Below are 24,189 nucleotides of genomic sequence, written 5' to 3' on the forward strand. Positions count from 1 at the left end.
CCGCACTCCCGGTCCGGCTTTCCTCGGTCGCGGAGGTCGCACGCGCCCGTCGTTCACGAGGTCTGCCGGCTGCGCCCCCGGTACCACAGCGTCAGAGGCGTACCGATCGCGATGGCCGCGAGCACCGCGACCAGGATCCACATGCGCGGCGGCATGGAGTCCTTGGACAGGGCAAAGGCGATGCCCAAGGCGACCCCGGCCGATATGCCGAGTGACGGGCGCCAGTCGTCGTCCCGGATGACCGCGTTCCCGAAGAACGTCAGGAGCCACGGCACCGTCATCATCGCGGCGAAGTACCAGCCGCCGCCGTCTGGGACAGAGCACCCCCGGACCGATTCCCCACAGCCGAGGTGGGCCGACCCCGCGAGCGCCCAGCCGAGCGTTCCCGCGACGACCAGCCCCACCACAAACCCCAGCCCCTTGTTCTCCATACCCGGATGGTAGGTACGGCCCGGACGTGTGAGTACCGCCGCGAACGCCACCGGCGCGCAGTGGGAGGGGACTTGGTCCGGGGGAGGGCTTTGGGGCGGGAACTCCACCCGGCTGCTCGCGACTACTGGTGCCAGCGGAACGGTTCCGGCAGCGGGCACGCCTCCAGCGGCTCGCCCGGCCGGTCGGCCCATTTCCACCACAGGTGCCGACCGGCGCATCTCCACAGCGACCGGCAGGCTCGCCGGCCGTCGTCCCGCCGCCCGGAGAGCACGGAGCCGCCGGACCTCATGGGCCGGCCGCACTCGGGGCAGGCCGGAGCCCCGATGGTCATGCGGCGCACCATAGCGAAGCGCTCCTGCGGCTTCCGCCTCTCCACGGCAGTCCGGAGGTGCACGCCATGATGCGGTCATGCACTTCGTTCCCGAAGATCCCGGCCCGCTTCCCGAGGACATCGTTCCGGCGCTGCGCGGGCCCGCCGGAGAACGCGGTGTGTCCGCCCTGGTCGCGACGGTGGTCGGGGAGCGGTTGCGGAACCAGGCGACAGCCACCTGCCTGGCGGAGTACGAGAGTGAGCACGGCTCGTTCACCGAGGCCGAGCTGCGCGCCGCGGCCGACATGTGGGACCGGGCCGAGCAGAAGGAGAAGCGGTGGCGCGCGGGCGGGTAAAGGCCCTCCGGAGCGCAGGAGCTGGCCAGGACGTAAGGCGCGGACGCAGGAGCGGACGTGGCGTTTCCGGTGCTCAGGGGTATCGGCGCTCAGAGGGTGTCGGGGGCGGTGTCGCCGGGGAGGTCCGCCAGTTCGGCCAGGTCCCGTCCGTCGGAGTCCAGCCAGTACCTGGGGCCGGAGGCGTAGCCGGGGCGGGTCCCCGTCAGCTGCTCGACCATCTCCTTCACCAGCGACGTCGGTGCGTAGCACTGCCCGTCGTACTCCCACCGCAAGGGACGGCTGCGGTCACCGGTCCAGGTCGCGCGGCCGCGCCTGGGGTCTTCGGCGACCCACCTCTCGATCTCGTTGTTGTCCCAGGCCATGGACTCCGGAAAGGCGCGGAACCGGAGTGTCTGGCCGGGTTCGACCGAGCCGTTGTCGATGATGCGCAGCACCGCCTTGCGGTTGCGGGTGCTGTTCGCGGCGCGCTGGGCCGTCTCGGCCTTCTCGGCGCGGGCGGGGACCACGGTGAACTCCTCCAGCCCCGGTACAGGGTAGAGCACCGAGGTCGTCATCACATGTGTCCCCTCGTTCGCCCAGAGCCGGAACTGGACCAGCTTGACGTCGATCCCCATCTCGTTCAGCCATACGGCCGACGAGGTCACCTGCTTCGGGAAGGAGCGGGCGACCAGCACGATCCGGGGCTGCTTGAGCAGTGCGACGTCCAGTTCGTCGCCGCAGTGCGCCCGGACGGCCTGCAATGCTTTCGAGGTGTCGTGCTCCTCACCGGAACGCCGCAGGAAATCCGCGTGGATGCGGGCCAGGTCCTCTTCGGTGAAGCGGGACACCATGGCCGCGTAGGTGATGGCCTGCAGGTGCACGTCGTCCGGAGCATCGTCGCGTTTGAGCTCTATGACGACGAGGTGCCCCTCGGAGTCGAGGGCCAGCAGGTCCAGCCGGTCGCGGACTCTGTCCCCGCTCGGTGTGGCCCACCTGTCGTACTCCTCGGTCAGGATGAGCAGGCCCGGCTCGATGAGGGAGGGGTCGGCGATGATCCACTTCTGCAGATCGGCCCGTTCCCGCAGTCCCAGGTCGGCCAGCCGGGCCTCCTCCGCTTTCACGGGCTGTGCAGCGCCGATGATCGACACCCTTTCAATCGCCATGTAAGTTCCCCAGGTTGCCGTTCGTCTCGCACCGCCTGAAGTCTAGGAAGGGATCGCGGTCCGCCACAGCCCCGCCCGTGGGCGGCCTTCGGCGCGCTCCTCGCGGGAAGCACCCGACGTGCTACGGACCGGCCCGGGGGCGCGCGGGCCGGTCGTATCGTCCTATGCTGCGCCCAGTCATGGCGGTGCGGCCGTCCGGAAGCGGGTTCACGCCGTCCGAGCGCCGGGGTCCGCCGGTTCCCCGCAGGTTCTGAGCGATACCAAGGAGACTTCCAGTGCTCTCACGGGACGAGGCCATCGACTCCGCCCGCCGGTTCCTCGACGAGGCTTTCCCCGAGGGGGAGTTCACGATCGTCGTGCAGCCCGAACTGACGCAGGAGCACTCGGTGGCGTGGGCGGTGCGGTTCGACTCGCAGGAGCACATCGACACCGGGAACATGGCGCTGGCGCCCTTCGTCCGCGTGGTGGTCGTGCCCAAGGACGGCAGCGGGCCGCATTTCCCCCCGACCCACCAGCCCCTCGGCGAGTACCTGGGGGAATTGGCCAAGGACGCCTACACCACCGGCGCCTGACAGCCTGTCACCCCCGTGGACGCCGCCCCCGCCCAAGCCGGGCGGGGGCGGCGCGGGGAGCCGGGGTACGGGTCATGGCACGTCCTCGTGGGTCGCCGTCACGCAGACGCGGGGCCAGCGCGGCTCCCCCTCCGCCGCGTCGGCGTCCAAGCACGCCGTCAGCCCGAACTTCCCGGAGGCGGGGACCATTCGCGTGTAGGCGTCGTGCCCGACCACCACGCTGTCCACCGCCACCTTGTCGTCGGCGGTGGTGATCCGCACCCTGTCGCCGATCCCGGCCTGGCGGATCCGCCCCCACGCCGCCTCGCAGACGGCGCTGTATCTGATCTGCAGGCTCACCGGTTCCGTCCGTTCCGCCAGGGTGACCACCCTGGCGTCGCAGTTCGGGTCCTTCGGGTCCAGGTGCAGGCAGGTCTCGCCGGAGCAGCTCTCGCTCGGAACGGGGAACGGTTTGCCGTCGGCGGGCGGCGGCGCCTTCGGCGCGCCGTCGCCCCACACCTTCTCCACCACCACCGGGGTGAGGGCGCCCAGCAGGGTGATCAGGAGCGCTCCCATCAGCGTCTGCGGGCTGTGCCGGGATGTCCAGGCCGCCAGCCGACGCCACCACGGCCGCCGGGCGGGCGGGTCCCCGGGAGCGCCGGACGCGGGAGTGCCGGGGTCGGGTGGAGCGGGGTCGGGTGGAGCGGGGTCCGGGGGACCGTGGTCCGGGGAGCGCGCCTCGTCGCGGTCGGTCACACCGTCTCTCCTCTCGGGTGCGTGCGATGGGAGGGCACAAGGTGGTTTTTCCCGCACCGGACGTCACCGAGGGAAAACAGCGGGTCACTTTCGGCCAAATATCCTCCGCTCGGAGCGGACGCGCGTGTGGGCCGCCCGCGCGCGGCGGGCGGCCCACAACGGGTCGGGCAGCGGTGGCGGGGTCAGGCCGAGACGGTCTGGAACTCCCGCAGGAACGCCTCGCCGAACGCCTTGAGGTCGTCCGGCTTGCGGCTGCTGATCAGGGTGTTCGGTCCTTCGGTGCAGACGGAGACCTGCTCGTCGACCCAGTTGGCGCCGGCGTTGCGCAGGTCGGTCCGCAGGCTCGGCCAGGAGGTGATCTTCCTGCCGCGCACCACGTCCGCCTCGATCAGCGTCCACGGGCCGTGGCAGATCACCGCCACCGGCTTGCCGGTCTGGAAGAACTCCCGGACGAAGGAGACGGCGTCGTCGTCCGTCCGCAGGAAGTCGGGGTTGGCGACGCCGCCGGGCAGCACCAGCCCGTCGTAGTCCTCGACCGCGGCCTGGCCGACCTGCTTGTCCACCTCGAAGGTGTCGGCCTTGTCGAGGTGGTTGAACGCCTGGATCCGCCCGCCGTTGGTGGACAGCAGGCTCGGGGTGCCCCCGGCGTCGATCACGGCCTGCCACGGTTCGGTCAGCTCTACCTGCTCCACGCCCTCGGGGGCGACGAGAAAGGCGACCTTCACTTCTGCCACGTCCTTTCGGCAGCTCGGGTCCTCGGTACGTGCTCCGTACTCCCCCGTACTCGGATACGGGTTTCCGCCGGGAGCGGTCCTATGCCGCTTTCCGTGTCTTTCCGGGCGGAACGGTCCCGCATCACGGCACCGTCCGCACCTCCCGCCCCGCTCGCCCCGTCCGCCTCCCCGATGGCGCGGACGGCCCGCCGGAGCGGTTGCTCCGGCGGGCCGCCGCCCGCGCCGCGGGCCGCTTCGCCGGCGTTGGCTCGGGGACACGGTGCCGCCCGTGTGACCGCGGGGGTCATCTGGTGCGGTAGGCGTTGACGATCGTCTGGGACAGGGTGTCTCCCTTCCCGTCCTTCACGGTCGCCCTGAAGGAGACCGTGCCCTTCCTGCCGGGGTTCCTGAAGACGATCTTCCCCTTCCTGACGGCGGTCCTCTTCCAGCTCCTGCCGCCGTCGAAGGAGACGTGGACGGTCAGCGACTTCAGGTTCTTGCCGGCGGCCGATCCCTGGACGGTGACCGGTACCGGCATGGTGGCCATCGCCCTGGCCGTGCCGTCCAGGGCCAGCTTCGGCGCGAAGCGCACCGCCGTCGCCGGGAGACGGGTCTCCCGGGAGGTGCGGGCCGAGGTGAAGGTGTGGGAGGTGCTCACCCTCGTGCTCAGCCGGGAGGCCTTGCCGCGGCTGAGGGTGGTGACCAGCTTGTACTCCGCCCTGCCCCTGGGAAGGGCGAAGCCGGTGTGGTCGAGGATCTCCTTCTCCTCGGCGTACTTCTTCCCGTTGCGGTACAGGGTCGTCCGCGCCGAGTCGTACAGGCTCTCGCCGAGGTTGCCGGCGCCGTCCGCCAGCGGGTTCAGCGTGCCGTGGAGGTCGTCGCCGTCGCGGAAGATGCCGCTGTACTCGTCCAGGTGGGGTCCGAAGACGCCGTTGTTGAAGGTGCGGTCGTAGCTCCTGCCCGCGGCGAACTTCCGCTCGTCGGTGTAGTAGCCGGCCTCGAACCCGCCCCCTGGGCCGAGTTGGGTGAAGTACTGCGACCACCGGGCGCCCCCGGCCTTGACGTAGACCGTGGTGGTGCTCGGGATCCTGCGCTCGGTCCCGACGAACGAGCCCACACCGGAGGGCACGGTGGCCAGGACGCCGGTGCGGCCGGGGGCCGGGGCGCCCTGCCGGACGTTCAGCCTGGCCATCTCCGATTTCCTTGTGTGCGTCCTCAGGCCGGTGTAGAAGCCGCCCTCGCGGACGTGGAAGGTGTTGTAGTCGGTGCCGCCGCGGGTCCACACGGCGGCGGCGGTCGAGGTGACCTCGACGTCGCCCGTGCCGCCGGTCTGCGCGGTGCGCAGGGTCCGCCCGCCGCCCTCCGTACCGCCGTAGAGGCCGACGTGGCCGTCGTCGCCGAGGGTGCCGGCGTACTCGACGGACAGGTCGATCTGCCTGGCCCCGCGGTCCGGCACCGTCATCCTCACCTCCTTCGCCTTGCGGGCGTCGAAGGTGAGGGCGGTGTCCTCGGTGAGCCGGACCGCCGGGGCCACGAGCCAGTCGCTGCCCTCGTACTCCTCCTCGGTGCTGCCGGGCAGGGCGATGTCGGTGGACAGGGCGTAGGTGCCCTTGGGCACCCGCAGGGTGGTGGCGCCGTCCTCGCCCGTCAGGCTCTTGAACACGTCGACCCGGTAGCCGACGAGCATGCCGCTCCACAGAGGGGCCGGCCCGCCGTCGCGGCCGAGGGCGCGCACGGTCAGGTCGTAGGACTCCACCTCGCGGTCGACGGCGCCGGCGGTACGGATGCTCCGGCCGCCGCCGGTCGCGGTGACCGCCACGCTGTAGCCGCCGTTGACGCTGCCGCCGAGCCGGGTGTCGGCGGTGACCGCGACCTCGGCCGTACCGCCCGCGGGGACGGTGATCTCGTCGGCGGCCAGGGCGAACATGCCCTTGGGCGCGGCCTTGCCCCGGGGGTCGGTGCCGGCTGCGGTCAGGGAGAGGGTGACGTCCTCGGTGCCCAGGTTGCGGTAGGTGATGTCCTTGGTGACCGGCTTGTCGTCGCCGTGCGGCCACTGGGCGGTGCCGAAGCCGATCGACACCGGTTCGGCGACGATCGTCTGCTCGAGCGCCTTGTTCACATCGGCACGGCCGGAGCCCTGCTGGAAGGCGGAGTAGCCCTTGCCGGGCTTGGTGGAGGCCGTCAGCGCGCCCTTGATCCGCTCGCCGGTCCAGTCGGGGTGCCGCTGGGCCAGCAGTGCCGCCGCGCCCGCGACGTGCGGGGTGGCCATGGAGGTGCCGGAGATGGAGACGTAGCCGTCGGCGACCGGGTCGCCCTCCCGCTCGACCAGGCTGCCCTCGGCCGCCGCGGCGCCGATGTCGACGCCGGGGGCGGTCAGGTCGGGTTTGACCGCGCCGTCCCCGGTGCGCGGGCCGATGGAGGAGAAGCCGGCGAGGACGTCCTGCCGGTCCACGGCGCCGACCGTCAGCGCGGCGTCCGCGCTGCCCGGGCTGGAGACGCTGGATGCGTAGGGGCCCTCGTTGCCGGCGGCGATGACGAAGAGGGCGCCGCTGTCCCGCGACAGCCGGTTGACGGCGTCCTCCATCGGGTCGATCTCGGGGGTGTCGCCGCCGCCGAGGCTGAGGTTGACCACCTCGGCACCCTGTGCGACGGCCCACTCCATCCCGGCGATGATCTCGGAGTCGCTGCCGTAGCCGTCGTCGTCGAGGACCTTGGCGTTGAGCAGCTTCGCGCCGGGGGCCACGCCCTTGTACCGGCCCTCGGACCCCGCTCCGGAGCCGGCCGCGATGGAGGCGACGTGGGTGCCGTGCCCGTAGCGGTCCCGGGTGTCCTCGGAGGCGGTGAAGTTCTTCTCCCCGGCTATCCGCCCGGCGAAGTCGGGGTGGGCGGCGTCGATGCCGGTGTCGAGGACGGCGATGGTGACGCCCCTGCCGTCGTAGCCGGCCTTCCATGCCGCCGGAGCGCCGATCCGCGCGGTGCTCGTGTCGAGCGCCGCCCTGCGGACGCCGTCGAGGGAGACGGTGGCGACCCCGGGCGCCGCCGCGAGCTGCCCGGCCGCGGCCGGGCGGGTCAGGGCCCTCCACGCCTTCGCGGCCCGGTCCCCGGCGACGGCCAGCGCCTCGCCGTTGACCGACCGGAAGGCGGCGCGCACGGTCGGGTCGGCCTCGGCGTGGAGTTCGGCCCTGGCCGCGGGCTCGGCGCCGCGGTAGGTGACTATGACCGGTACGTCGTTGCCGGTCCTGTCGCGGTACTGATCGCGGCTCAGCTCGGTGACGTCGAACAGCCGCCGGTCGAGCCTGCGTTCGGCGATGAGCCGGGTGACGTCCTGCGGGATCACATAGGTGCGGCCCCTGGTGCGGACGACCCGGACGGGTACGTCCTCGCGTCCTTCGGCGCGGATCATCCCGGTGACCCTGCCGTGCCGGTCCAGCACGACCCGGTCGCCGGTGACGAGGGTGACGGAGCGCCGGCCGCGCTCGGTCCGGTCGGTTCCCCGCGGTGGACCCGCCCGGGACGGCCCCGTTCCCGGCCCTGTCCCCGGCGCGGTCTCCGGCGCGGCGTTCGGGCCGGTCCCCGGGGCGGCGGACGATGCGGTGGTCAGCCCCGTCGTCAGTGCGACGGCCACGGCGGTGGCTATCGCGGCGGCGACCGCTCTCTTCCGTTGCGTCAATTCTCCCCCTGGTGAAGTGATCACCATGCGTGGGGGACCCCTGCGGCCCCCGGCGCGATCAGTCTGCGGGAGGGCCTGACGCCCGCACCATACGGCCTCGTATGGGACAGGTGTTCTGGGTGTGACGCCCGTCGGGGCCCCTTCCGCGCGGGGTCCCCTGCGCCGGGCTCGCCGGCTCTCGCGGGAGGGAGGACGCTCCCGGCGCCCTCCCGGTTCACTTCCGCACCGCTCCTCCCGCCGCCCCACCGCCCCTCCCGCCGCCCCCGCCGGCCGGGCGGTCCACGCGCTCGGTGGTGACCCGTCCGTCCCGGATGGTGGCCACGCGGGTCGCGCGGCGGGCGATGGCGCTGTCGTGGGTGACGAGGACGAATGTCAGACCGTGCGTCCTCCACCGGCCTTCGAGCACCTCCATCACCTCGTCGCGCATCGACTCGTCGAGGTTTCCGGTGGGTTCGTCGGCGAGCAGTACGTCCGGCTGCTTGACCAGGGCGCGGGCGATGGCGACGCGCTGCTGCTGACCGCCGGACATCTCGCCCGGCAGATGGCCGAGCCGCTCGCCGAGCCCGACGGATTCCAGCGCCTCCGCGGCGCGCCGGCGCCGTGCCGCCGCCCCGGTCCCCAGGGGGACGAGCGCGGTCTCGACGTTCTCCCGGGCGGTGAGGGTGGGGATGAGGTTGAAGCCCTGGAACACGAACCCGATCCGCTCCGCACGCAGCCGCGTCAGCTTCGACTCGCCGAGCCGGGCGAGGTCCGTTCCGTCGAGTTCGACGCTGCCGGAGGTGGGCCGGTCCAGCCCGCCGAGCATCTGCAGAAACGTGGACTTGCCGCCTCCGGTCGGGCCCTGGACGACGAGTCTCTCGCCGTCCTCCACGGTCAGGTCGACGCCGTCCAGGGCGTGGACGGCCTTCCCGCCTCGCGCGTAGCGCTTGGTGACGCCGGTCAGTCGGTACATGGCTGATCTCCTGGGGTGGTGAGGGAAGGGGACGGTGCCGCGTCCCGGGGGGACCGGACGCGGCACCGGGCCGGGACGGCCCGTGCGGGCGCGCACGGGCCGTGAGGGGGCGAGGCCTTCAGGCGACGCGGCGCAGCGCGTCGGCGGGGCGCAGCCGGGCGGCGCGCCAGGCGCCGAAGGCTCCCGCGACAAGGCCGCCCGTGACGGCCAGTGCGACCGCCGACGCGATGACGCGCAGGTCGACGGGGGCGGTGAGCGCGATGTCCAGGGCCCGCTCCCCCTCCTGCCCCAGGAGGCGCGCGGCGCCTCGGGCCGGGCCGGGGCCGGCGGTCGCCGCACCGGGGGCCGCTCCCAGCGACGCCGTCAGCGTCGGGCTGACGGCGGTCACCGCGTACGCGCCCGCGCAGCCGAGGGCGATGCCCAGCCCACCGCCGAACAGCCCGTTGGCCAGGGCCTCCCCCATCACCTGGCGGGTGACCCGGCCGCTGCGCCAGCCCAGCGCCTTGAGGGTGCCGAACTCGCGTACCCGGCGGCCGACCGCCGAGGAGGTGAGCAGCCCGGCGACGAGGAAGGCGGCGGCCAGCACGGCGTAGGACAGCCATCTGCCGACGCCCTCGGCGAGGTCCGCGGCCGTGCCGAGGGAGCCGGAGACCGTCTTGGCCAGGTCTGCCGAGGTGGTGACGGTGGTGCCCGGGACCTCCTTCAGCACGGCCGACTCCACGTCCCCGATCCGCTGGGAGTCGGTGGCCCGGACGTAGACGGTGGTGATCGCGTCCCCGGCGTCGGCGAGTTCCTGCGCGCGTTCCAGGGGGATGTAGACCTGGGCGGCGGGCTGTCCGCTGTCGGCGGTGGCGATGCCGACGACCTTGAAGCCGGTGCCGGTGATGTCGAGGGTGTCGCCGACGGCGATGTCCTCGCTCTTGGCGTGCGCGCTGTCCACGACGGCGACGTCGGCGCCGGTCTCGTCCTCCTCGAAGCCGCGCCCGCCGGTGATGGCGGAGGAGGTCAGCGGGCCCAGGTCGGGGGTGCGGACATCGGTGCCGTAGAGGGTGTAGGTGTCGACCCGGAAGTCGGCGCCGCCCCCCTCGACCCGGTCGCCCTGTTCCCCGGGGCCGCCCCGGCCGCGCAGCTCGCCGGGGGTGAACTCGCCGCCCACCGTGACGGAGTTCAGACTCAGCCCGCCCACCGCGGCGGCCACGCCGTCCTGCTCCGCGATCGTGTCGACCGTACCCGCGCCGAGGGTCTGGAAGCCCTGGACGACCAGTCGCTCGTTGCTCTGCTCCTCCCCGTCCTCCCCGGCGTCGAACCTGAAGCGGGGGCGCCTGGCCTGCCCGTCCTCCTCCGGCGGCTGCTGCGCCTTGGTGACGGTCATGTCCGTGCCCAGGCCGTAGAGGGACTCCAGGACCTCGTCCTGGGCCCGCTTCATCCCGGTGGAGACGGAGCTGACGACGATGACCAGCGCGATGCCGAGCGCCAGCCCGGAGGCGACGAGAAGCGCCGCCTTCCCGCGGCGGCACAACTCCCGCCGGAGGTAGGTGAGGAACATGCGCGAGAACGTAGAAGCGCCCGCTGACGTTTCACTGAGGTTCTGATGAGAGGGCCGTGAGAAGCCGCCGGCCGCGCGGAGCCGGCGGAGTGGCCCGGGAGCACCGAAGGCGGCGGGCGCGGCGTGTGGGCCGCGTCCGCCGCCTTCGCGGGGACGGGTTCCGGCGGGGCCGGAGGAACCGGGGCCGGGCGGGGCGCCGGCGCTGTGGCGGACGCCGGGCCGTCAGAGGGCGGAGCCGGCCTTCCAGTCCTCCCAGGACATGTTCCAGCCGTTGAGGCCGTTGTCCGGGGTGATCTGCTTGTCGGGCGAGTTCTTGACTATGACGACGTCGCCCAGGAGCGAGTTGTCGAAGAACCAGGCACCGTCCTGACCGGGGTCGTCCGCGCCCTGGACGTCGTTCAGCCCGACGCAGCCGTGGCTGGTGTTGACGTTGCCGAAGACCGAGTCGGCACCCCAGTAGTTGCCGTGGATGAAGGTGCCGGAGGTCGACAGGCGCATGGCGTGCGGCACGTCGGGGATGTCGTACTCGCCCTTGCCGTCGTCGTCGGTGAAGCCGACGGTCGCGCCGTTCATCCGGGTCTCCTTGTACTTCTCGGAGATCACCATCTGGCCGTTGTAGGTCGGGGTCTCGGGCGCGCCCGCGGAGATCTTGAAGGTCTTGACGGTCTTGCCGTCCCGGACGACCTTCATGGTCTTGGTCTTCACGTCGACCGTGCTGACCTGGGAGCGGCCGACGGTGAAGCTGAAACTCTTGTCCTGGACGCCGGTGACGCCGTCGGCGCCCTCGACGCCGTCGAGGTTGAGGTCGACGGTGACCTTGGAACCGGCCTTCCAGTAGTCCTCGGGGCGGAAGTCCAGGCGGGTGTCGCTGAACCAGTGGCCCACGACCTCCTGGCCGCTGGTGGTGTTGACCTCGATCGCGGCCTGGACGTCCTTCTTGTTGGTGATGCCCTTGTCGAAGTTGAGGGAGACGGGCATGCCGACGCCGACGGTCGAGCCGTCCTCGGGCGTGAAGTAGCCGATGAAGCTGCTGTCGGGCGAGACCGTGGTGAAGGTCGAGTTCTCCAGCACCTTGCGGCCCTCGGAGTCCTCGGCCTCGGCGGAGATCGTGTACCGGGTGGCGCGCTCCAGCTGGCCGTTGGGCTTCCAGCCGCTGCCGTCGGCCGCGAGGGTGCCCTCGACCTCCTGGCCGGTCGCGGCGGCCTTCATGGTCACCGAGGTGAGTTTGCCGCTCTTCACCACGACCTTGGCCGCGTGGATGCTGGCGTTGTCCGCTCCGTTTTTGGGCGTGACGACTATTCGGGCGTCGGAGGACTTCTCCGCCGCCGCCCTGTCCACCTGGGCCTGCCCCTTCTCCGGCTTCTTCGCGGGGTCGGCGTCGGACTCGCCGCCGCTGCCGCTCTCGCCCCCGCACGCCGACAGTGTGAGCACTCCACTGAGCAGCGCGGCCGCCGCAACGACGCTCCTGCGGCGCTTGCCGTCCCTCATCACACGCTTCTCCATCCGCTTACGAACCTCCGGCTCCCCGTTCCGCGTCCCACGCCGTCCGGTGCAGGCGAGGCGGGACGTCCACCCCACGGCCGCACGTACGAGAACGCGAGGGAACTGTGACCCGTTCCACCCAGGGTAAGACTGTGGGGTAAGACACCCTTCGGTCACCAGAGGTTGCACTGGCGGGCGGGAATTCCCCCGCGGTTCCGGATCGTTACCGACAGGCCCGTCCCCTGTGACACCCGATCACATCACAGCGCTTTCCTCCTGTCACGGTGCCTATATGGCAATGTGACCGATTTCGCATGAGGTGGCCGGGCGGTGGAGCCCGCGGGAACCGGCCGCCCTTCACGCGGCCCCCCTCCCGTCGTTAGCATCGGTCGCAGCACCACCGATCCGCTGTACCGAGGGGGCCCTTCCGTGCGAGCACACCGTCGACCGCTGGTGACCGCCGCCGTCGCGGGCGGTCTCCTGTGCGGTCTGTGGTTCGTACCGTCCGCGAACGCCACCGGCGACGGCGAGCCGGCCGGAACCGCCGCCTCCCGGGCACAGGCCGGGGCACAGGTCCAGACCGGATCCGGGGGCGAGCTCCTGCTGGCCGACACCGGCAGCTTCGACAGCACGCCCTATCTCGTCGGCGGCCTCGGTTTCCTCGGCGCGGGCGCCGCCCTGCTGGTCAACGCGCGCCTCCGGTCCGGCCGCGAGGGTCTCACGCCAGCGGCCCGGTGACGGCCTCGGCCGCCGCCACCAGCCCTCCCCCGCGGACGAACGCCTCAGCCGCCGCCAACTCCGGCGCCAGATAACGATCTTCTCCCGGGCCCCGCATCCCGGCCTCGCGCGCCGCGGCCACCACCGCCGAGGCGGCGGGCGAAGGGGTCAGCCCGCCCGCCGCGCGCAGCTCGACCGCGCGGGCGGCCGCGCACAGCTCCACGGCCACCACGCGGGTCAGCCCGTCGACGGCGGTGCGCAGCTTGCGGGCGGCCGACCAGCCCATCGAGACGTGGTCCTCCTGCATCGCCGAGGACGGGATCGAGTCCACCGAGGCCGGGACCGCCAGCCGCTTCATCTCGCTCACCAGGGCGGCCTGGGTGTACTGGGCGATCATCAGCCCCGAGTCCACCCCCGCGTCGCCCGCCAGGAAGGGCGGCAGCCCGTGGCTGCGGTTGCGGTCCAGCAGCCGGTCGGTGCGGCGCTCGGCGATGGAGGCCAGATCGGCCGCGGCGATGGCGAGGAAGTCCAGCACATAGGCGACCGGGGCGCCGTGGAAGTTGCCGTTGGACTCCACCCGCCCCGCCTCGGGGAGCACCACCGGGTTGTCCACGGCCGCCGCCAGTTCCCGTTCGGCGACGGTGCGGGCGTGCGCCAGGGTGTCGCGCCCGGCGCCGGCGACCTGGGGGGCGCAGCGCACCGAGTAGGCGTCCTGCACGCGCGGGGCGTCGTCCTGGTGGTGGCCGGTGAGCCCGGAGCCGGCCAGGACCTTGAGCATGTTGGCGGCCGAGGCGGCCTGACCGGGGTGCGGACGGACGGCGTGCAGTTCGGGCGCGAGCACCCGGTCGGTGCCCAGCAGCGCCTCCAGGGTGAGGGCGGCGGTGATGTCGGCGCAGGTCAGCAGCCGGGCGAGGTCGTCGCAGGCCATCACCAGCATGCCGAGCATGCCGTCGGTGCCGTTGAGGAGGGCCAGTCCCTCCTTCTCCCGCAGCTCGACGGGGGCCAGCCCGTGCCCGGCCAGCAGCTCGGCCACCGGCCGCACCCGCCCGTCGGGCCCCTCGGCCTCCCCCTCGCCCATCAGGGCCAGCGCGCAGTGCGACAGCGGCGCCAGGTCGCCGGAGCAGCCGAGCGAGCCGTACTCGTGGACGACGGGTGTGATGCGCGCGTTGAGCAGGTCCGCCATGGCGCGGGCCACCTCGGGCCGCACCCCGGTGCGGCCCGAGGCCAGCGTCTTCAGTCTCAGGAACATCAGCGCCCGCACCACCTCGCGCTCCACCCGCGGGCCCATGCCGGCCGCGTGCGAGCGGACGATGTTGCGCTGGAGCTGTACGCGCAGCTCGGCGGGGACGTGGCGGACGGCCAGGGCGCCGAAGCCGGTGGAGACGCCGTAGACGGGGTCGGGGGCCGCGGCCAGGTCCTCGACGACCCGGCGGGCGGCGGCGAGGGCGGCCAGCGCCTCGTCGGACAGTTCGACGCGGACCAGGCCGCGGGCGACGGCTACGACGTCCTCGGCGGTGGTGCCGGAGGGGCCGATCACCACACGGTTCTGCATATCCATATTCAGGAACACTAAAGAGTGAATCGAGTTCTGTCACGACCTCGCCGGGACCACGCCGGACCGTGTACGCACCCGGGCCCGCGCTTCGCCGCTCACACGTCCAGGCCGCGCAGCCGGCGGCGGTCGCCCGGGGCCCCGATCCGCCCCTGCTCCGCCTGGTCGGCCAGGCGGACCACGGCGTCCCCGGTGTACTCGGGGGCCTCCGCGTCCCCGGCCGCCCCGGTCTCCCCGCAGCCCTCGCGCCCGGCCACCACCGGCTTGTCGGTGCGGGCGGCCTTGGCCCGGTACTGGGCGGCGTCGGCGAGGCGGAACAGCCGGCGGGCCGAGCGGACCGGGCCTATCGGGTCGCCCGTCGAGGCGACCCCGCAGGCCACCCCCTGCCCCGTCTCCAGCTCCGCGGCCCGGCGGCACACCTCGTCCGCCACCTGGACCACCTCGTCCGCCGGCGGCCCCACCGCCAGCAGGCAGAACTCGTCCCCGCCCAGCCGGGCGGCCAGGGTGTCCGGGAGCATCGCGCCGCACAGGGACAGCACCGAGGCGAAACGTTCCAGCAGCCGGTCGCCCGCCTCGTGGCCCAGCACGTCATTGACCCCCTTCAGCCCGTTGACGTCGCAGACCAGCAGGCTGACCACCGTCCCGTCCGCGCGGTGCCGCTCCAGCGCCTCGTCCAGCCGCACATCCACCGCCCGGCGGTTCGCCAGGCCGGTGAGGGGATCGGTGAAGGCCAGCCGGCGCACCTCCTCCAGCCGCTCGGTCTGGGCGATCCCGGCCGCGATCACCGACGCCAGCGCCTCGGCGAAGTCCGCGTCGGCACGGCCGAAGACCGGCTGCCCGGGCTCGCGCGCCACGTACAGCTCGCCCCACGCCCGCCCGTCCACGACGACCGGGGCGACCACGCAGCAGCCGCGCCCCCGCCGGCGCAGTGCCGGCGGCCGGCCCTCCTGGGGCGTCCCGGGCGCGTACCGGGAGGCCTGCCCCCCGCCGGAGGCCGTCTCCACCCAGGCGCGTGTCCCGGCCCCCGGGCCGCTGCCGTGACGCAGGCCGGTGATCTCGGGGAAGTCGTGGACCGGGTACGTCTCGTCCTCGGGGAACTCCTCCTCGTCCCCGCGCCGCTCGCCGGTGTTGACCAGCACCCGCAGCAGGCCGCGCTCGCGCTCCCAGACGGACAGGGCCGCGAAGGAGCCGCCCAGCGCGGCCCGCGCGCCCTCGGCGGCGGTGCGGGCGAGGTCGCGCAGGGTGTGGGCGGCGGCCATCTCCTGCGCCAGCCCCACCACGGTCCTCAGCCGCGCGTCGTCACCCATGCCGTACCCGATCCACACGACCCAGGTTATGGGCCTTCACTCCGGGTCGCCGACCGGCTCGCACCGGCCCGTCCGGCTCACCGGGCTCGTGCCCGCTCGCTCCCGGGTCACTCACCCGGCCAGCTCGGGGCCCGCTTCTCGTTGAAGGCGGCCACGCCCTCGGCCCGGTCGCCGGAGAACGCCACCGAGCGCCAGGCCGCGTCCTCGACCTCCAGACCGGCGCGCAGATCCATCCCCCATCCGGTGCGCAGCGCCCGCTTGGCCGCCCGCAGGCCCACCGGCGAGTTGGCGGCGATGCGCCGGGCCAGCTCCAGCGCCTCGGCGCGGTCCTCGCCGCGGGCCGCCAGATGGTCGACCAGGCCCAGCTCGCGGGCCTCCTCCGCCTCCACCCTGCGCGCGGTGAAGACCAGCTCGGCGGCGCGGGCGGCGCCCACCCGGCGCGGCAGGAGCTGGGTGCCGCCACCGCCGGGGATCACCCCGACCGACACCTCCGGCAGACCGACCACAGCGGTGGGGTCGGCGACGATCAGGTCGCAGGACAGGGCCAGCTCGAAGCCGCCGCCGAGCGCGAACCCGTGCACGGCGGCGATCGTCGGCACCGGCAGCTCCAGCACCCCGGTGTAGGCGGCGCGGGCGTACGGCCGCTGCCGGGACAGGTCGGCGTCGCTGAAGGAGTTGCGCTCCTTCAGGTCCGCGCCCACGCAGAACGCCCGCTCGTGGGTGGAGGAGAGCACCACGGCGCGCACCCGCCGGTCCGCGGCGAGCGCGGCGCAGGCGTCCCCGATGTTCCGCGCCATCTCGGTGGAGACGGCGTTCATCGCCTTCGGCCGGTCCAGCACCAGCTCGGCGACGTGCCCGTCCGGCTCCCGCCGCACCGCGACCCACTCGCCGAACCGCTCCTCGCCCGCGCCCTCGCTCACGCCCGCGCCCTCGCTCACGTCGTCCACACAGCCCTTCCGGTTAACGACCGCTCACTGGTGTACGAGCGCATCATGCCATCCGCCCCGCCCGGCGGGTCAGGGGCGAGCGGCGGTGCGCGGACGAAAGCACCGGAAGCGGTCGCGGTACGGAACCGCCGGGCGGCGGTCAGGAACCGGAGGAGCGGCGGGTCAGCAGCCAGGGCTCGATGACGCCGAGACCGCGCACCGGGCGCTGGTAGAGGGGGCGGAGCGCGAAGCGGTACGACGCGTCGGCGTCCGTCTCCTTCTCCGACTCCGGCGCCTCCCCGGCGGCTACCAGCTCGGCGCGCAGCGCGCCGTCCACCAGCACCGCGTCCTTGGGCGCTATCGAGGTCAGCCGGCTGGCCAGGTTGACCGTGTTGCCGAAGACGTCGCCCATCCGGGTGGTGACCGTGCCCAGTGCCATGCCCACCCGCAGCTCCGGCATCGTCGCGTCGTTGGCCAGGGTCTCGATCAGCCGCAGCCCGATCTCGGCCGCGGTGCCCGCGTCGTCGGCGACGTAGAGCACCTCGTCGCCGAGCGTCTTGATCAGCCGGCCGCCGTGCGCGGCGACCAGGTCGGCGGCGGTGGTCTCGAACGCCTCGACCAGCTCGCCCAGCTCCTCCTCCTCCAGCCGGCGCGTCAGCCGGGTGAAGCCGACCAGGTCGGCGAAGGCGACCGCCAGGCGGCGGTCGACCATCTCCTCGTCGTCGGCCGCCTGCACCACCCGGCCGGTGGCGGCGGCGAGCTGCCGCCGCCAGACGTACACCAGGAACTCCTGGAGCTCCGGCAGCAGCAGCTCGACCAGCGGGTAGGCCACCTCGGTGCGGGTCATGCCCGGCTCGGGCGGCTCGGTCAGGCCCTCCAGGAAGGAGTCGATCTGCCACTCGGCCAGCCGCGCGGTGGTCTGCCCGGTGGACCGCGCCACCTGCACCGCCATCGCCTCGCTCAGCAGCCCCGCCTCCACCAGACCGGCCAGCCGCCGCAGCGCGATCACGTCCGTCTCGGTGAGCGCCCTGGCCTGGCCGATGTCGGCGAACCCCATCGCGCGCCAGAAGCGGGCGGCCAGCCCCATCGGGACGTCGGCGGCACGGGCCGCCTGGAAGGGCGTGTACTGCCGGCCGGCGCCGAGGATCAGCTGCTCGATGCGGAGCGCGAGGGGGTCCGCCTCCGGATGGGCCGGGCCGTGGGCCGCCTCACCGGCCGCCTCGCCGTCCGTCGCCGGCTCTTCGGCTGGGGTGCCCGAGTCGTCCACTGCCCTTCCGATCCACTCACTGACGCCGCGCCCACCGCGCTGGGTCGACTCAACGATACGGCAGGTGTGCCCTGGCTCACTCTCCCGGCGGCCGCTCCCGCGGCTGCCCCGGCGGCCGCCCCTACGCCTCCTGCGAACCGGGCCTGAGGTGCACGATGTCGCCAGCGCCCACCGGCTGCTGCACGCCCTCGGCGCCGGCCAGGACCAGCCGCCCCCCGCCGTCCACCGCGACCGCCTCGCCCAGCAGCTCGCGCTCACCGGGCAGCACCGCGCGCACCCGCCGGCCCAGCGTGGCGCAGCCGGCGGTGTACGCCTCGCGCACGCCGCTCGCCTCCGGGTCGCCGCCGGCCTCCCGCCAGCGGCCGTACCACTCCTGAAGCGAGCGCAGCACCGCGCGCAGCAGGGTGTCGCGGTCGGTGACGCGCGCGCCCGCCAGGGCCAGGGAGCCGGCCGCGGGCACCGGCAGCTCCTCCTCGCGCAGTGTGACGTTGAGGCCGATGCCCAGCACCACGGCGGCGGGGCCGCCGGGGCGCTCGACCCGCTCGGAGAGGATGCCGCCGATCTTGCGCTCCTCGTCCCCGAAGCGCACCAGGACGTCGTTGGGCCACTTCAGCACCACGTCCGCCCCGGCGGTGCGCGACAGGGCGGAGGCGGTGGCGACCCCGGCGAGCAGCGGCAGCCAGCTCCACCGGTCGGCGGGCACCTCGGGGGCCAGCAGCACGGAGAGGAACAGCCCCGAGCGGGCGGGCGCCGTCCAGGTGCGCTCCAGCCGCCCGCGCCCGGCGGTCTGCCGCTCGGCGACCAGCACCTCTCCCTCCCCCGCCTCGCCGCGGGCGGCCCGCGCGGCGAGGTCGGTGTTGGTGGAGCCGGTGGAGTCCACCACCTCCAGCGAGGTCCACAGCGATGCGGGCCGCACCAGCGCGCGGCGCAGCGAGACGGCGTTCAGCGGGGGGCGCTCCAGGTCCGACCAGGGACTGTCCGACGGGTCGTTCGGTGTCATGCAAGACAGGTTAGGTGTGGCAAACGCCGCACCGCCGGATCACGCCCGCGCCGATACGCTACGAGTCGGTAGCCAGACGCCACGACGACCAGACGCCACGACGAGGAGCCGCAGCCCGTGTCCGAGCAGCAGAGCCCAGCCCCCGAGGACCAGGATCGTCACACGACCGCGGGCAGGATCGCGGATCTGCGGCGGCGCATCGAGGAGGCCACGCACGCGGGTTCGGCGCGCGCGGTGGAGAAGCAGCACGCCAAGGGCAAGCTGACCGCCCGCGAACGGATCGAACTGCTGCTGGACGAGGGTTCGTTCACGGAGCTGGACGAGTTCGCCCGCCACCGCTCGACCAACTTCGGCCTGGACGCCAACCGCCCCTACGGCGACGGCGTCGTCACCGGCTACGGCACGGTCGACGGCCGCCCGGTGGCCGTCTTCTCCCAGGACTTCACCGTCTTCGGCGGTGCGCTGGGCGAGGTCTACGGCCAGAAGATCGTCAAGGTGATGGACTTCGCGCTGAAGACCGGCTGCCCGGTCATCGGCATCAACGACTCCGGCGGCGCCCGCATCCAGGAGGGTGTGGCCTCCCTGGGCGCCTACGGCGAGATCTTCCGCCGCAACACCCACGCCTCCGGTGTGATCCCGCAGATCTCGCTGGTGGTGGGCCCGTGCGCGGGCGGCGCGGTCTACTCCCCGGCGATCACCGACTTCACGGTGATGGTCGACCAGACCTCCCACATGTTCATCACCGGCCCCGACGTCATCAAGACCGTCACCGGCGAGGACGTCGGCTTCGAGGAGCTGGGCGGCGCCCGCACCCACAACTCCACCTCCGGTGTGGCGCACTACATGGCCTCCGGCGAGGAGGACGCGGTCGAGTACGTCAAGGCGCTGCTGTCGTACCTGCCCTCCAACAACCTCTCCGAGCCGCCCGCCTTCCCCGAGGAGGCGGACCTGGAGACCTCGGAGACCGACCGCGAGCTGGACGCGCTGATCCCGGACTCGGCCAACCAGCCGTACGACATGCACGGCGTGATCGAGCACGTGCTGGACGACGGCGAGTTCCTGGAGACCCAGCCGCTGTTCGCGCCGAACATCCTCACCGGCTTCGGCCGGGTGGAGGGCCACCCGGTCGGGATCGTCGCCAACCAGCCGATGCAGTTCGCCGGCTGCCTGGACATCGACGCCTCCGAGAAGGCCGCGCGCTTCGTGCGCACCTGCGACGCCTTCAACGTCCCCGTGCTGACCTTCGTGGACGTGCCCGGCTTCCTGCCCGGCACCGACCAGGAGTACGGCGGCATCATCCGGCGCGGCGCCAAGCTGATCTACGCCTACGCCGAGGCGACGGTGCCGCTGATCACCGTCATCACCCGCAAGGCGTTCGGCGGCGCGTACGACGTGATGGGCTCCAAGCACCTGGGCGCCGACCTCAACTTCGCCTGGCCCACCGCCCAGATCGCGGTGATGGGCGCGCAGGGCGCGGTCAACATCCTGCACCGCAGGGCGCTGGCGGCTGCGAAGGACGACGAGGAGCGCGAGGAGCTGCGGGCCAGGCTCACCGCCGAGTACGAGGACACCCTGCTCAACCCGTACGTGGCCGCCGAGCGCGGGTACGTGGACGCGGTGGTGGTGCCCTCCGAGACGCGCCGCCACATCGTGCGGGGCCTGCGCTCGCTTCGCAACAAGCGCGAGTCGCTGCCGCCGAAGAAGCACGGCAACATCCCGCTCTGACCACCCGCGACAGCGAGGAGACCGTGACGTGATCAAGGTCGTACGCGGCAATCCGACCCCCGAGGAACTGGCCGCCGCCCTGGCGGTGGTACGCACCCGGGCCGCGGCTCTCGCGGCCGCGGGCGGGACCGGCGGGTCCGCCGCCGAGCGCGGCTCGGAGTGGTCGGATCCGGCCCGCACCGTCCCCGGCCACCGTCTGCCGCACCCGGGCCCGCGGGCCTGGCGGACGGCGTACTGGCCCGCCTGACCGGGCCGTCCGGGACACACCGCACCCGGCCGGGCCGGGTGTCTGAGTACGCGTACTCAGGCACCCGGCCCGGCCTTGGCGCAGGATCGTGGCATGCTCTGGTCCGACCCGGCCGACGAACCCCCCGAGGAGCTGCGCACCGCCCAGGCGATGCTCCGCCGTACCGGCTGGCTGCTCGCCGTCGCCATGGTGGCGGTCTTCCTGCTGCTGTGAGTGGGTGGCCCCGGCCCGGGGCGGCCGGGAGGCTTCCTAGGATGGGCCGTATGGCCCACAACAACGCGTCCCGCCGCCGTCTCGTCCTCGCCTCCCAGTCCCCCGCCCGGCTCGGGCTGCTCCGGCAGGCGGGGATGGCTCCCGAGGTGATCGTCAGCGGTGTGGACGAGGACGCCCTGGACGCCCCCACCCCGGGCGAGCTGGCCCTGCTGCTGGCCGAGGCGAAGGCGGACGCCGTGGCCGGGCGCCCCGAGGCCGCCGGCGCGCTCGTCGTCGGCTGCGACTCGGTGCTGGAGCTGGACGGGCGGCCGCTGGGCAAGCCCGCGGACGCCGAGGAGGCCACGACCCGCTGGAAGGACATGCGCGGGCGGGCGGGCGTCCTGGTGACCGGGCACTGCGTGGTGGACACGGCCACCGGCCGCCGCGCCTCGGCGACCGCCGCCACCACCGTCCGCTTCGGCGAGCCGAGCGACGAGGAGATCGCCGCCTACGTCGCCAGCGGCGAACCGCTGCACGTCGCGGGCGCCTTCACCCTCGACGGCCGCTCGGCGCCCTTCGTCGACGGCATCGAGGGCGACCACGGCAACGTCATCGGGCTGTCGCTGCCGCTGCTGCGCCGCCTCCTGGCCGAACTGGGCGTCCCCGTCACGGAGCTGTGGGCCTGAGGGGCGGCCCGGCCGGTCCCGCCGGAGCTCCCCCGATCCCTTCCGGGCCCTCCGGCGCGCCCGGCTCACCCACCTCCTGCGACTCCTCCGTACGGCTGCGGGGGCCGTACGCCACCAGGGTCAGCACCAGCAGTCCCAGCACGAGCATCATGGCCGCGAACGCCGCCCAGCCCACCAGCCCGACGCCGAGCGCGCCGAGCACCCCGTGCACCACGGCCGCGGCGACCAGCAGGGCGCGGGCGAGGCGGGCGGGCGGCCGGTCGGCCAGCCCCGTACGCAGCAGCAGCGCGGCGCACAGCAGCAGGTAGGCGCCGACGAGTACGCCGCCGGTCCATGCCGAGACGGCCATCAGGCGCGGGTCGAGCCCGGCCAGGGACATCTCCTGACGGTCGACCATGAGGCCCAGGACCCAGTGCAGCCACCCGGCACCGGCGGCTTCGGCCGCGAGCACGGCGGCCGCCGTCAGGGCCACCGGCCTTCTGTGCGCCATCCCGTCCCCCACCCGGTCCCCCACACGTCGCCCCGTGGGCGCGCTGTGTCCGCCCTTTTCGACAGCGCGCATGCTACTAACGGGTAACGGGCCGGGAAAGACCTCGCGCCCCGGCAAAGAATCCCCCCTCCGTTCGTAGGAACCCCACAAAGAGTCCGGAACGCTCGTCTGACCGCTGGACAGTAACCTTGACCACACCGAAGATCTCCAGCCGGACGCGAGATCGCGGCGTACCGTGTACCAACAAGGGATTTGGGCTCCCCGGGACCCCTGGGGTCACATTCCGTGTGGGCAAGCTCACCTCCCTGGGCGACTCGGCCTGCGGTGTCGCCGATAACTAAACTCACATCGCTCATATGTTGCGGCCCAGCGCCAAGGAGGAAGCCATCGTGCGCAAGGTGCTCATCGCCAATCGCGGTGAAATCGCTGTCCGGGTCGCCCGGGCCTGCCGGGACGCCGGGATCGCGAGCGTGGCCGTCTACGCCGACCCGGACCGGGACGCGCTCCATGTGCGGGTGGCGGACGAGGCCTTCGCGCTCGGTGGTGACACCCCCGCCACCAGCTACCTGGACATCTCCAAGGTACTCAAGGCCGCGGCCGACTCCGGCGCGGACGCGATCCACCCCGGCTACGGCTTCCTGTCGGAGAACGCCGACTTCGCCCAGGCCGTCATCGACGCCGGGCTGAACTGGATCGGCCCGCCCCCGCAGGCCATCCGCGACCTGGGCGACAAGGTCGCCGCCCGCCACATCGCCCAGCGCGCCGGCGCCCCGCTGGTGGCCGGCACCCCCGACCCGGTGAGCGGCGCGGACGAGGTCGTCGCCTTCGCCGAGGAGCACGGCCTGCCGATCGCCATCAAGGCCGCCTTCGGCGGCGGCGGACGCGGCCTGAAGGTCGCCCGCACGCTGGAGGAGGTCCCCGAGCTGTACGACTCGGCCGTCCGCGAGGCGGTGGCCGCCTTCGGCCGCGGCGAGTGCTTCGTGGAGCGCTACCTGGACCGGCCCCGGCACGTGGAGACCCAGTGCCTGGCCGACAAGCACGGCAACGTGGTGGTCGTCTCCACCCGTGACTGCTCGCTGCAGCGCCGCCACCAGAAGCTGGTCGAGGAGGCCCCCGCGCCGTTCCTGACGGCCGAGCAGAACGCCGAGCTGTACCGCGCCTCCAAGGCCATCCTGAAGGAGGCCGGTTACGTCGGCGCCGGCACCTGCGAGTTCCTCGTCGGCCAGGACGGCACGATCTCCTTCCTGGAGGTCAACACCCGCCTGCAGGTCGAGCACCCGGTCACCGAGGAGGTCACCGGCATCGACCTGGTCCGCGAGATGTTCCGCATCGCCGACGGCGAACCGCTCGGCTACGACGACCCGCCGGTGCGCGGCCACTCCTTCGAGTTCCGCATCAACGGCGAGGACCCCGGCCGCAACTTCCTGCCCGCCCCGGGAACCGTGACGAAGTTCGACCCGCCCACCGGCCCGGGCGTGCGCCTGGACGCCGGTGTGGAGTCCGGCAGCGTGATCGGCCCGGCCTGGGACTCGCTGCTGGCCAAGCTGATCGTCACCGGTGCCACCCGGCAGCAGGCCCTCCAGCGCGCCGCCCGGGCGCTGGCCGAGTTCACCGTCGAGGGCATGGCCACCGCCATCCCCTTCCACCGCACGGTGGTCGCCGACCCGGCCTTCGCCCCCGAGGTGAACGGCCGCCCCGAGGACCCGTTCACCGTCCACACCCGGTGGATCGAGACCGAGTTCGTCAACGACATCAAGCCCTTCGCCGCGCCCGGCGCGGACGAGGAGGACGACGAGCCCGGCCGCGAGACGGTGGTCGTCGAGGTCGGCGGCAAGCGCCTGGAGGTCTCCCTGCCCGCCTCGCTGGGCATGACCCTGGCCCGCACCGCCGCGGCCGGCGGCGCCCGCCCCAAGCGGCGCGCGGCCAAGAAGTCGGGCCCGGCCGCCTCCGGCGACGCGCTGGCCTCCCCGATGCAGGGCACCATCGTCAAGGTCGCCGTCGAGGAGGGCCAGACCGTCGCCGAGGGCGAGCTGGTCGTGGTGCTGGAGGCGATGAAGATGGAACAGCCCATCAACGCCCACCGCGCCGGCACCGTCAAGGACCTGAACGCCGCCGTCGGCGCCGGTGTCAGCGCCGGCGCCGTCATCTGCGAGATCAAGGACTGAACCCG

General features: G+C 73.3%; 22 protein-coding genes. 8 read left to right on the plus strand and 14 right to left on the minus strand.

The annotated features are described in order from the left end of the window. Positions 1 to 53: 53 nt before the first annotated feature. The gene (locus ACGRHY_RS09230) at positions 54 to 431 is read right to left on the minus strand and encodes a hypothetical protein (RefSeq protein WP_394634907.1); all 378 of its coding nucleotides are present in this window, start codon (positions 429 to 431) and stop codon (positions 54 to 56) included. Between the two features lie 409 nt (positions 432 to 840). Between ACGRHY_RS09230 and ACGRHY_RS09235 the strand changes: the two genes are divergently transcribed. Continuing rightward, a complete protein-coding gene (locus tag ACGRHY_RS09235) occupies positions 841 to 1,098 on the plus strand; it encodes a hypothetical protein (RefSeq protein WP_394634908.1) in 258 nt (85 codons plus the stop codon). Between the two features lie 89 nt (positions 1,099 to 1,187). On the opposite strand, the gene ACGRHY_RS09240 is transcribed toward ACGRHY_RS09235, so the two are convergent. Continuing rightward, the gene (locus tag ACGRHY_RS09240) at positions 1,188 to 2,240 is read right to left on the minus strand and encodes a hypothetical protein (RefSeq protein ID WP_394634909.1); all 1,053 of its coding nucleotides are present in this window, start codon (positions 2,238 to 2,240) and stop codon (positions 1,188 to 1,190) included. Positions 2,241 to 2,515: 275 nt separating this feature from the next. Here ACGRHY_RS09240 and ACGRHY_RS09245 point away from each other — a divergent pair, with 275 nt between their 5' ends. Beyond that, positions 2,516 to 2,812 (plus strand): YrhB domain-containing protein, encoded by a 297-nt coding sequence (locus tag ACGRHY_RS09245; protein WP_394634910.1) that lies wholly within the window; start codon positions 2,516 to 2,518, stop codon positions 2,810 to 2,812. Positions 2,813 to 2,884: 72 nt separating this feature from the next. On the opposite strand, the gene ACGRHY_RS09250 is transcribed toward ACGRHY_RS09245, so the two are convergent. The 6 genes from ACGRHY_RS09250 to ACGRHY_RS09275 all read right to left on the minus strand — a co-directional run bounded on the left by ACGRHY_RS09250 (position 2,885) and on the right by ACGRHY_RS09275 (position 11,931). Next, positions 2,885 to 3,547 carry a DUF2690 domain-containing protein gene (locus ACGRHY_RS09250; RefSeq protein ID WP_394634911.1) on the minus strand — a complete coding sequence of 221 codons (663 nt, stop codon included), beginning with the start codon at positions 3,545 to 3,547 and terminating at the stop codon, positions 2,885 to 2,887. A 182-nt stretch (positions 3,548 to 3,729) separates the two neighbouring features. Beyond that, positions 3,730 to 4,272: a type 1 glutamine amidotransferase domain-containing protein gene (locus ACGRHY_RS09255; protein ID WP_394637975.1), complete on the minus strand. Its 543-nt coding sequence runs from the start codon at positions 4,270 to 4,272 to the stop codon at positions 3,730 to 3,732. 292 nt (positions 4,273 to 4,564) lie between these two features. Beyond that, complete coding sequence (locus tag ACGRHY_RS09260) at positions 4,565 to 7,930, minus strand: S8 family peptidase (protein ID WP_394634912.1); 3,366 nt, start codon at positions 7,928 to 7,930, stop codon at positions 4,565 to 4,567. 214 nt (positions 7,931 to 8,144) lie between these two features. Next, positions 8,145 to 8,882: an ABC transporter ATP-binding protein gene (locus ACGRHY_RS09265; RefSeq protein WP_394634913.1), complete on the minus strand. Its 738-nt coding sequence runs from the start codon at positions 8,880 to 8,882 to the stop codon at positions 8,145 to 8,147. 118 nt (positions 8,883 to 9,000) lie between these two features. Continuing rightward, positions 9,001 to 10,428: an ABC transporter permease gene (locus ACGRHY_RS09270; protein ID WP_394634914.1), complete on the minus strand. Its 1,428-nt coding sequence runs from the start codon at positions 10,426 to 10,428 to the stop codon at positions 9,001 to 9,003. Positions 10,429 to 10,650: 222 nt separating this feature from the next. Next, a complete protein-coding gene (locus ACGRHY_RS09275) occupies positions 10,651 to 11,931 on the minus strand; it encodes a L,D-transpeptidase (protein WP_394634915.1) in 1,281 nt (426 codons plus the stop codon). Between the two features lie 408 nt (positions 11,932 to 12,339). On the opposite strand from ACGRHY_RS09275, the gene ACGRHY_RS09280 reads away from it, so the two are divergent. After that, a complete protein-coding gene (locus tag ACGRHY_RS09280) occupies positions 12,340 to 12,648 on the plus strand; it encodes a hypothetical protein (protein WP_394634916.1) in 309 nt (102 codons plus the stop codon). On the opposite strand, the gene hutH is transcribed toward ACGRHY_RS09280, so the two are convergent. The 5 genes from hutH to ACGRHY_RS09305 form a co-directional block, all read right to left on the minus strand. Then, complete coding sequence (gene hutH, locus ACGRHY_RS09285; RefSeq protein ID WP_394634917.1) at positions 12,629 to 14,185, minus strand: histidine ammonia-lyase; 1,557 nt, start codon at positions 14,183 to 14,185, stop codon at positions 12,629 to 12,631. The genes ACGRHY_RS09280 and hutH overlap by 20 nt on opposite strands. Before the next feature lie 92 nt (positions 14,186 to 14,277). Beyond that, the gene (locus tag ACGRHY_RS09290) at positions 14,278 to 15,486 is read right to left on the minus strand and encodes a GGDEF domain-containing protein (RefSeq protein ID WP_394634918.1); all 1,209 of its coding nucleotides are present in this window, start codon (positions 15,484 to 15,486) and stop codon (positions 14,278 to 14,280) included. A 107-nt stretch (positions 15,487 to 15,593) separates the two neighbouring features. Further along, positions 15,594 to 16,406 carry an enoyl-CoA hydratase/isomerase family protein gene (locus tag ACGRHY_RS09295; RefSeq protein ID WP_394637976.1) on the minus strand — a complete coding sequence of 271 codons (813 nt, stop codon included), beginning with the start codon at positions 16,404 to 16,406 and terminating at the stop codon, positions 15,594 to 15,596. A gap of 166 nt (positions 16,407 to 16,572) precedes the next feature. Continuing rightward, positions 16,573 to 17,679: an adenylate/guanylate cyclase domain-containing protein gene (locus ACGRHY_RS09300; RefSeq protein WP_394634919.1), complete on the minus strand. Its 1,107-nt coding sequence runs from the start codon at positions 17,677 to 17,679 to the stop codon at positions 16,573 to 16,575. Between the two features lie 121 nt (positions 17,680 to 17,800). Further along, positions 17,801 to 18,679: a biotin--[acetyl-CoA-carboxylase] ligase gene (locus ACGRHY_RS09305; protein ID WP_394634920.1), complete on the minus strand. Its 879-nt coding sequence runs from the start codon at positions 18,677 to 18,679 to the stop codon at positions 17,801 to 17,803. A 117-nt stretch (positions 18,680 to 18,796) separates the two neighbouring features. Between ACGRHY_RS09305 and ACGRHY_RS09310 the strand changes: the two genes are divergently transcribed. The 4 genes from ACGRHY_RS09310 (at position 18,797) to ACGRHY_RS09325 (ending at position 21,529) form a co-directional block, all read left to right on the plus strand. Beyond that, positions 18,797 to 20,404, plus strand: a complete 1,608-nt coding sequence (locus tag ACGRHY_RS09310; protein WP_394634921.1) for an acyl-CoA carboxylase subunit beta — start codon at positions 18,797 to 18,799, stop codon at positions 20,402 to 20,404. Positions 20,405 to 20,432: 28 nt separating this feature from the next. After that, a complete protein-coding gene (locus tag ACGRHY_RS09315) occupies positions 20,433 to 20,651 on the plus strand; it encodes an acyl-CoA carboxylase subunit epsilon (protein ID WP_394634922.1) in 219 nt (72 codons plus the stop codon). Between the two features lie 93 nt (positions 20,652 to 20,744). Further along, positions 20,745 to 20,864, plus strand: a complete 120-nt coding sequence (gene mmpB / locus ACGRHY_RS09320) for a morphogenic membrane protein MmpB (protein ID WP_394634923.1) — start codon at positions 20,745 to 20,747, stop codon at positions 20,862 to 20,864. A gap of 50 nt (positions 20,865 to 20,914) precedes the next feature. Then, on the plus strand, positions 20,915 to 21,529 hold the full coding sequence (locus ACGRHY_RS09325; RefSeq protein ID WP_394634924.1) for a nucleoside triphosphate pyrophosphatase: 615 nt from the start codon (positions 20,915 to 20,917) through the stop codon (positions 21,527 to 21,529). On the opposite strand, the gene ACGRHY_RS09330 is transcribed toward ACGRHY_RS09325, so the two are convergent. Continuing rightward, positions 21,510 to 22,019: a hypothetical protein gene (locus ACGRHY_RS09330; RefSeq protein WP_394634925.1), complete on the minus strand. Its 510-nt coding sequence runs from the start codon at positions 22,017 to 22,019 to the stop codon at positions 21,510 to 21,512. The two genes, ACGRHY_RS09325 and ACGRHY_RS09330, sit on opposite strands and share 20 nt — an antisense overlap. A gap of 389 nt (positions 22,020 to 22,408) precedes the next feature. On the opposite strand from ACGRHY_RS09330, the gene ACGRHY_RS09335 reads away from it, so the two are divergent. Next, entirely contained in the window at positions 22,409 to 24,184 is a 1,776-nt protein-coding gene (locus ACGRHY_RS09335) for an acetyl/propionyl/methylcrotonyl-CoA carboxylase subunit alpha (protein ID WP_394637977.1), read from the plus strand. Positions 24,185 to 24,189: the final 5 nt, after the last annotated feature.

Origin of the sequence: Streptomyces shinuiensis (assembly GCF_043660855.1) — a bacterium.
GTDB lineage: Bacteria > Actinomycetota > Actinomycetes > Streptomycetales > Streptomycetaceae > Streptomyces.

Coding starts and splice junctions, on each gene's coding strand:
- ACGRHY_RS09230 (WP_394634907.1), bottom strand. CDS start 431: ATGGAGAACAAGGGGCTGGGGTTTGTGGTGGGGCTGGTCGTCGCGGGA.
- ACGRHY_RS09290 (WP_394634918.1), bottom strand. CDS start 15,486: ATGGGTGACGACGCGCGGCTGAGGACCGTGGTGGGGCTGGCGCAGGAG.
- ACGRHY_RS09330 (WP_394634925.1), bottom strand. CDS start 22,019: ATGGCGCACAGAAGGCCGGTGGCCCTGACGGCGGCCGCCGTGCTCGCG.
- hutH (WP_394634917.1), bottom strand. CDS start 14,185: ATGGATATGCAGAACCGTGTGGTGATCGGCCCCTCCGGCACCACCGCC.
- ACGRHY_RS09240 (WP_394634909.1), bottom strand. CDS start 2,240: ATGGCGATTGAAAGGGTGTCGATCATCGGCGCTGCACAGCCCGTGAAA.
- mmpB (WP_394634923.1), top strand. CDS start 20,745: ATGCTCTGGTCCGACCCGGCCGACGAACCCCCCGAGGAGCTGCGCACC.
- ACGRHY_RS09270 (WP_394634914.1), bottom strand. CDS start 10,428: ATGTTCCTCACCTACCTCCGGCGGGAGTTGTGCCGCCGCGGGAAGGCG.
- ACGRHY_RS09305 (WP_394634920.1), bottom strand. CDS start 18,679: ATGACACCGAACGACCCGTCGGACAGTCCCTGGTCGGACCTGGAGCGC.
- ACGRHY_RS09265 (WP_394634913.1), bottom strand. CDS start 8,882: ATGTACCGACTGACCGGCGTCACCAAGCGCTACGCGCGAGGCGGGAAG.
- ACGRHY_RS09275 (WP_394634915.1), bottom strand. CDS start 11,931: ATGGAGAAGCGTGTGATGAGGGACGGCAAGCGCCGCAGGAGCGTCGTT.
- ACGRHY_RS09325 (WP_394634924.1), top strand. CDS start 20,915: ATGGCCCACAACAACGCGTCCCGCCGCCGTCTCGTCCTCGCCTCCCAG.
- ACGRHY_RS09235 (WP_394634908.1), top strand. CDS start 841: ATGCACTTCGTTCCCGAAGATCCCGGCCCGCTTCCCGAGGACATCGTT.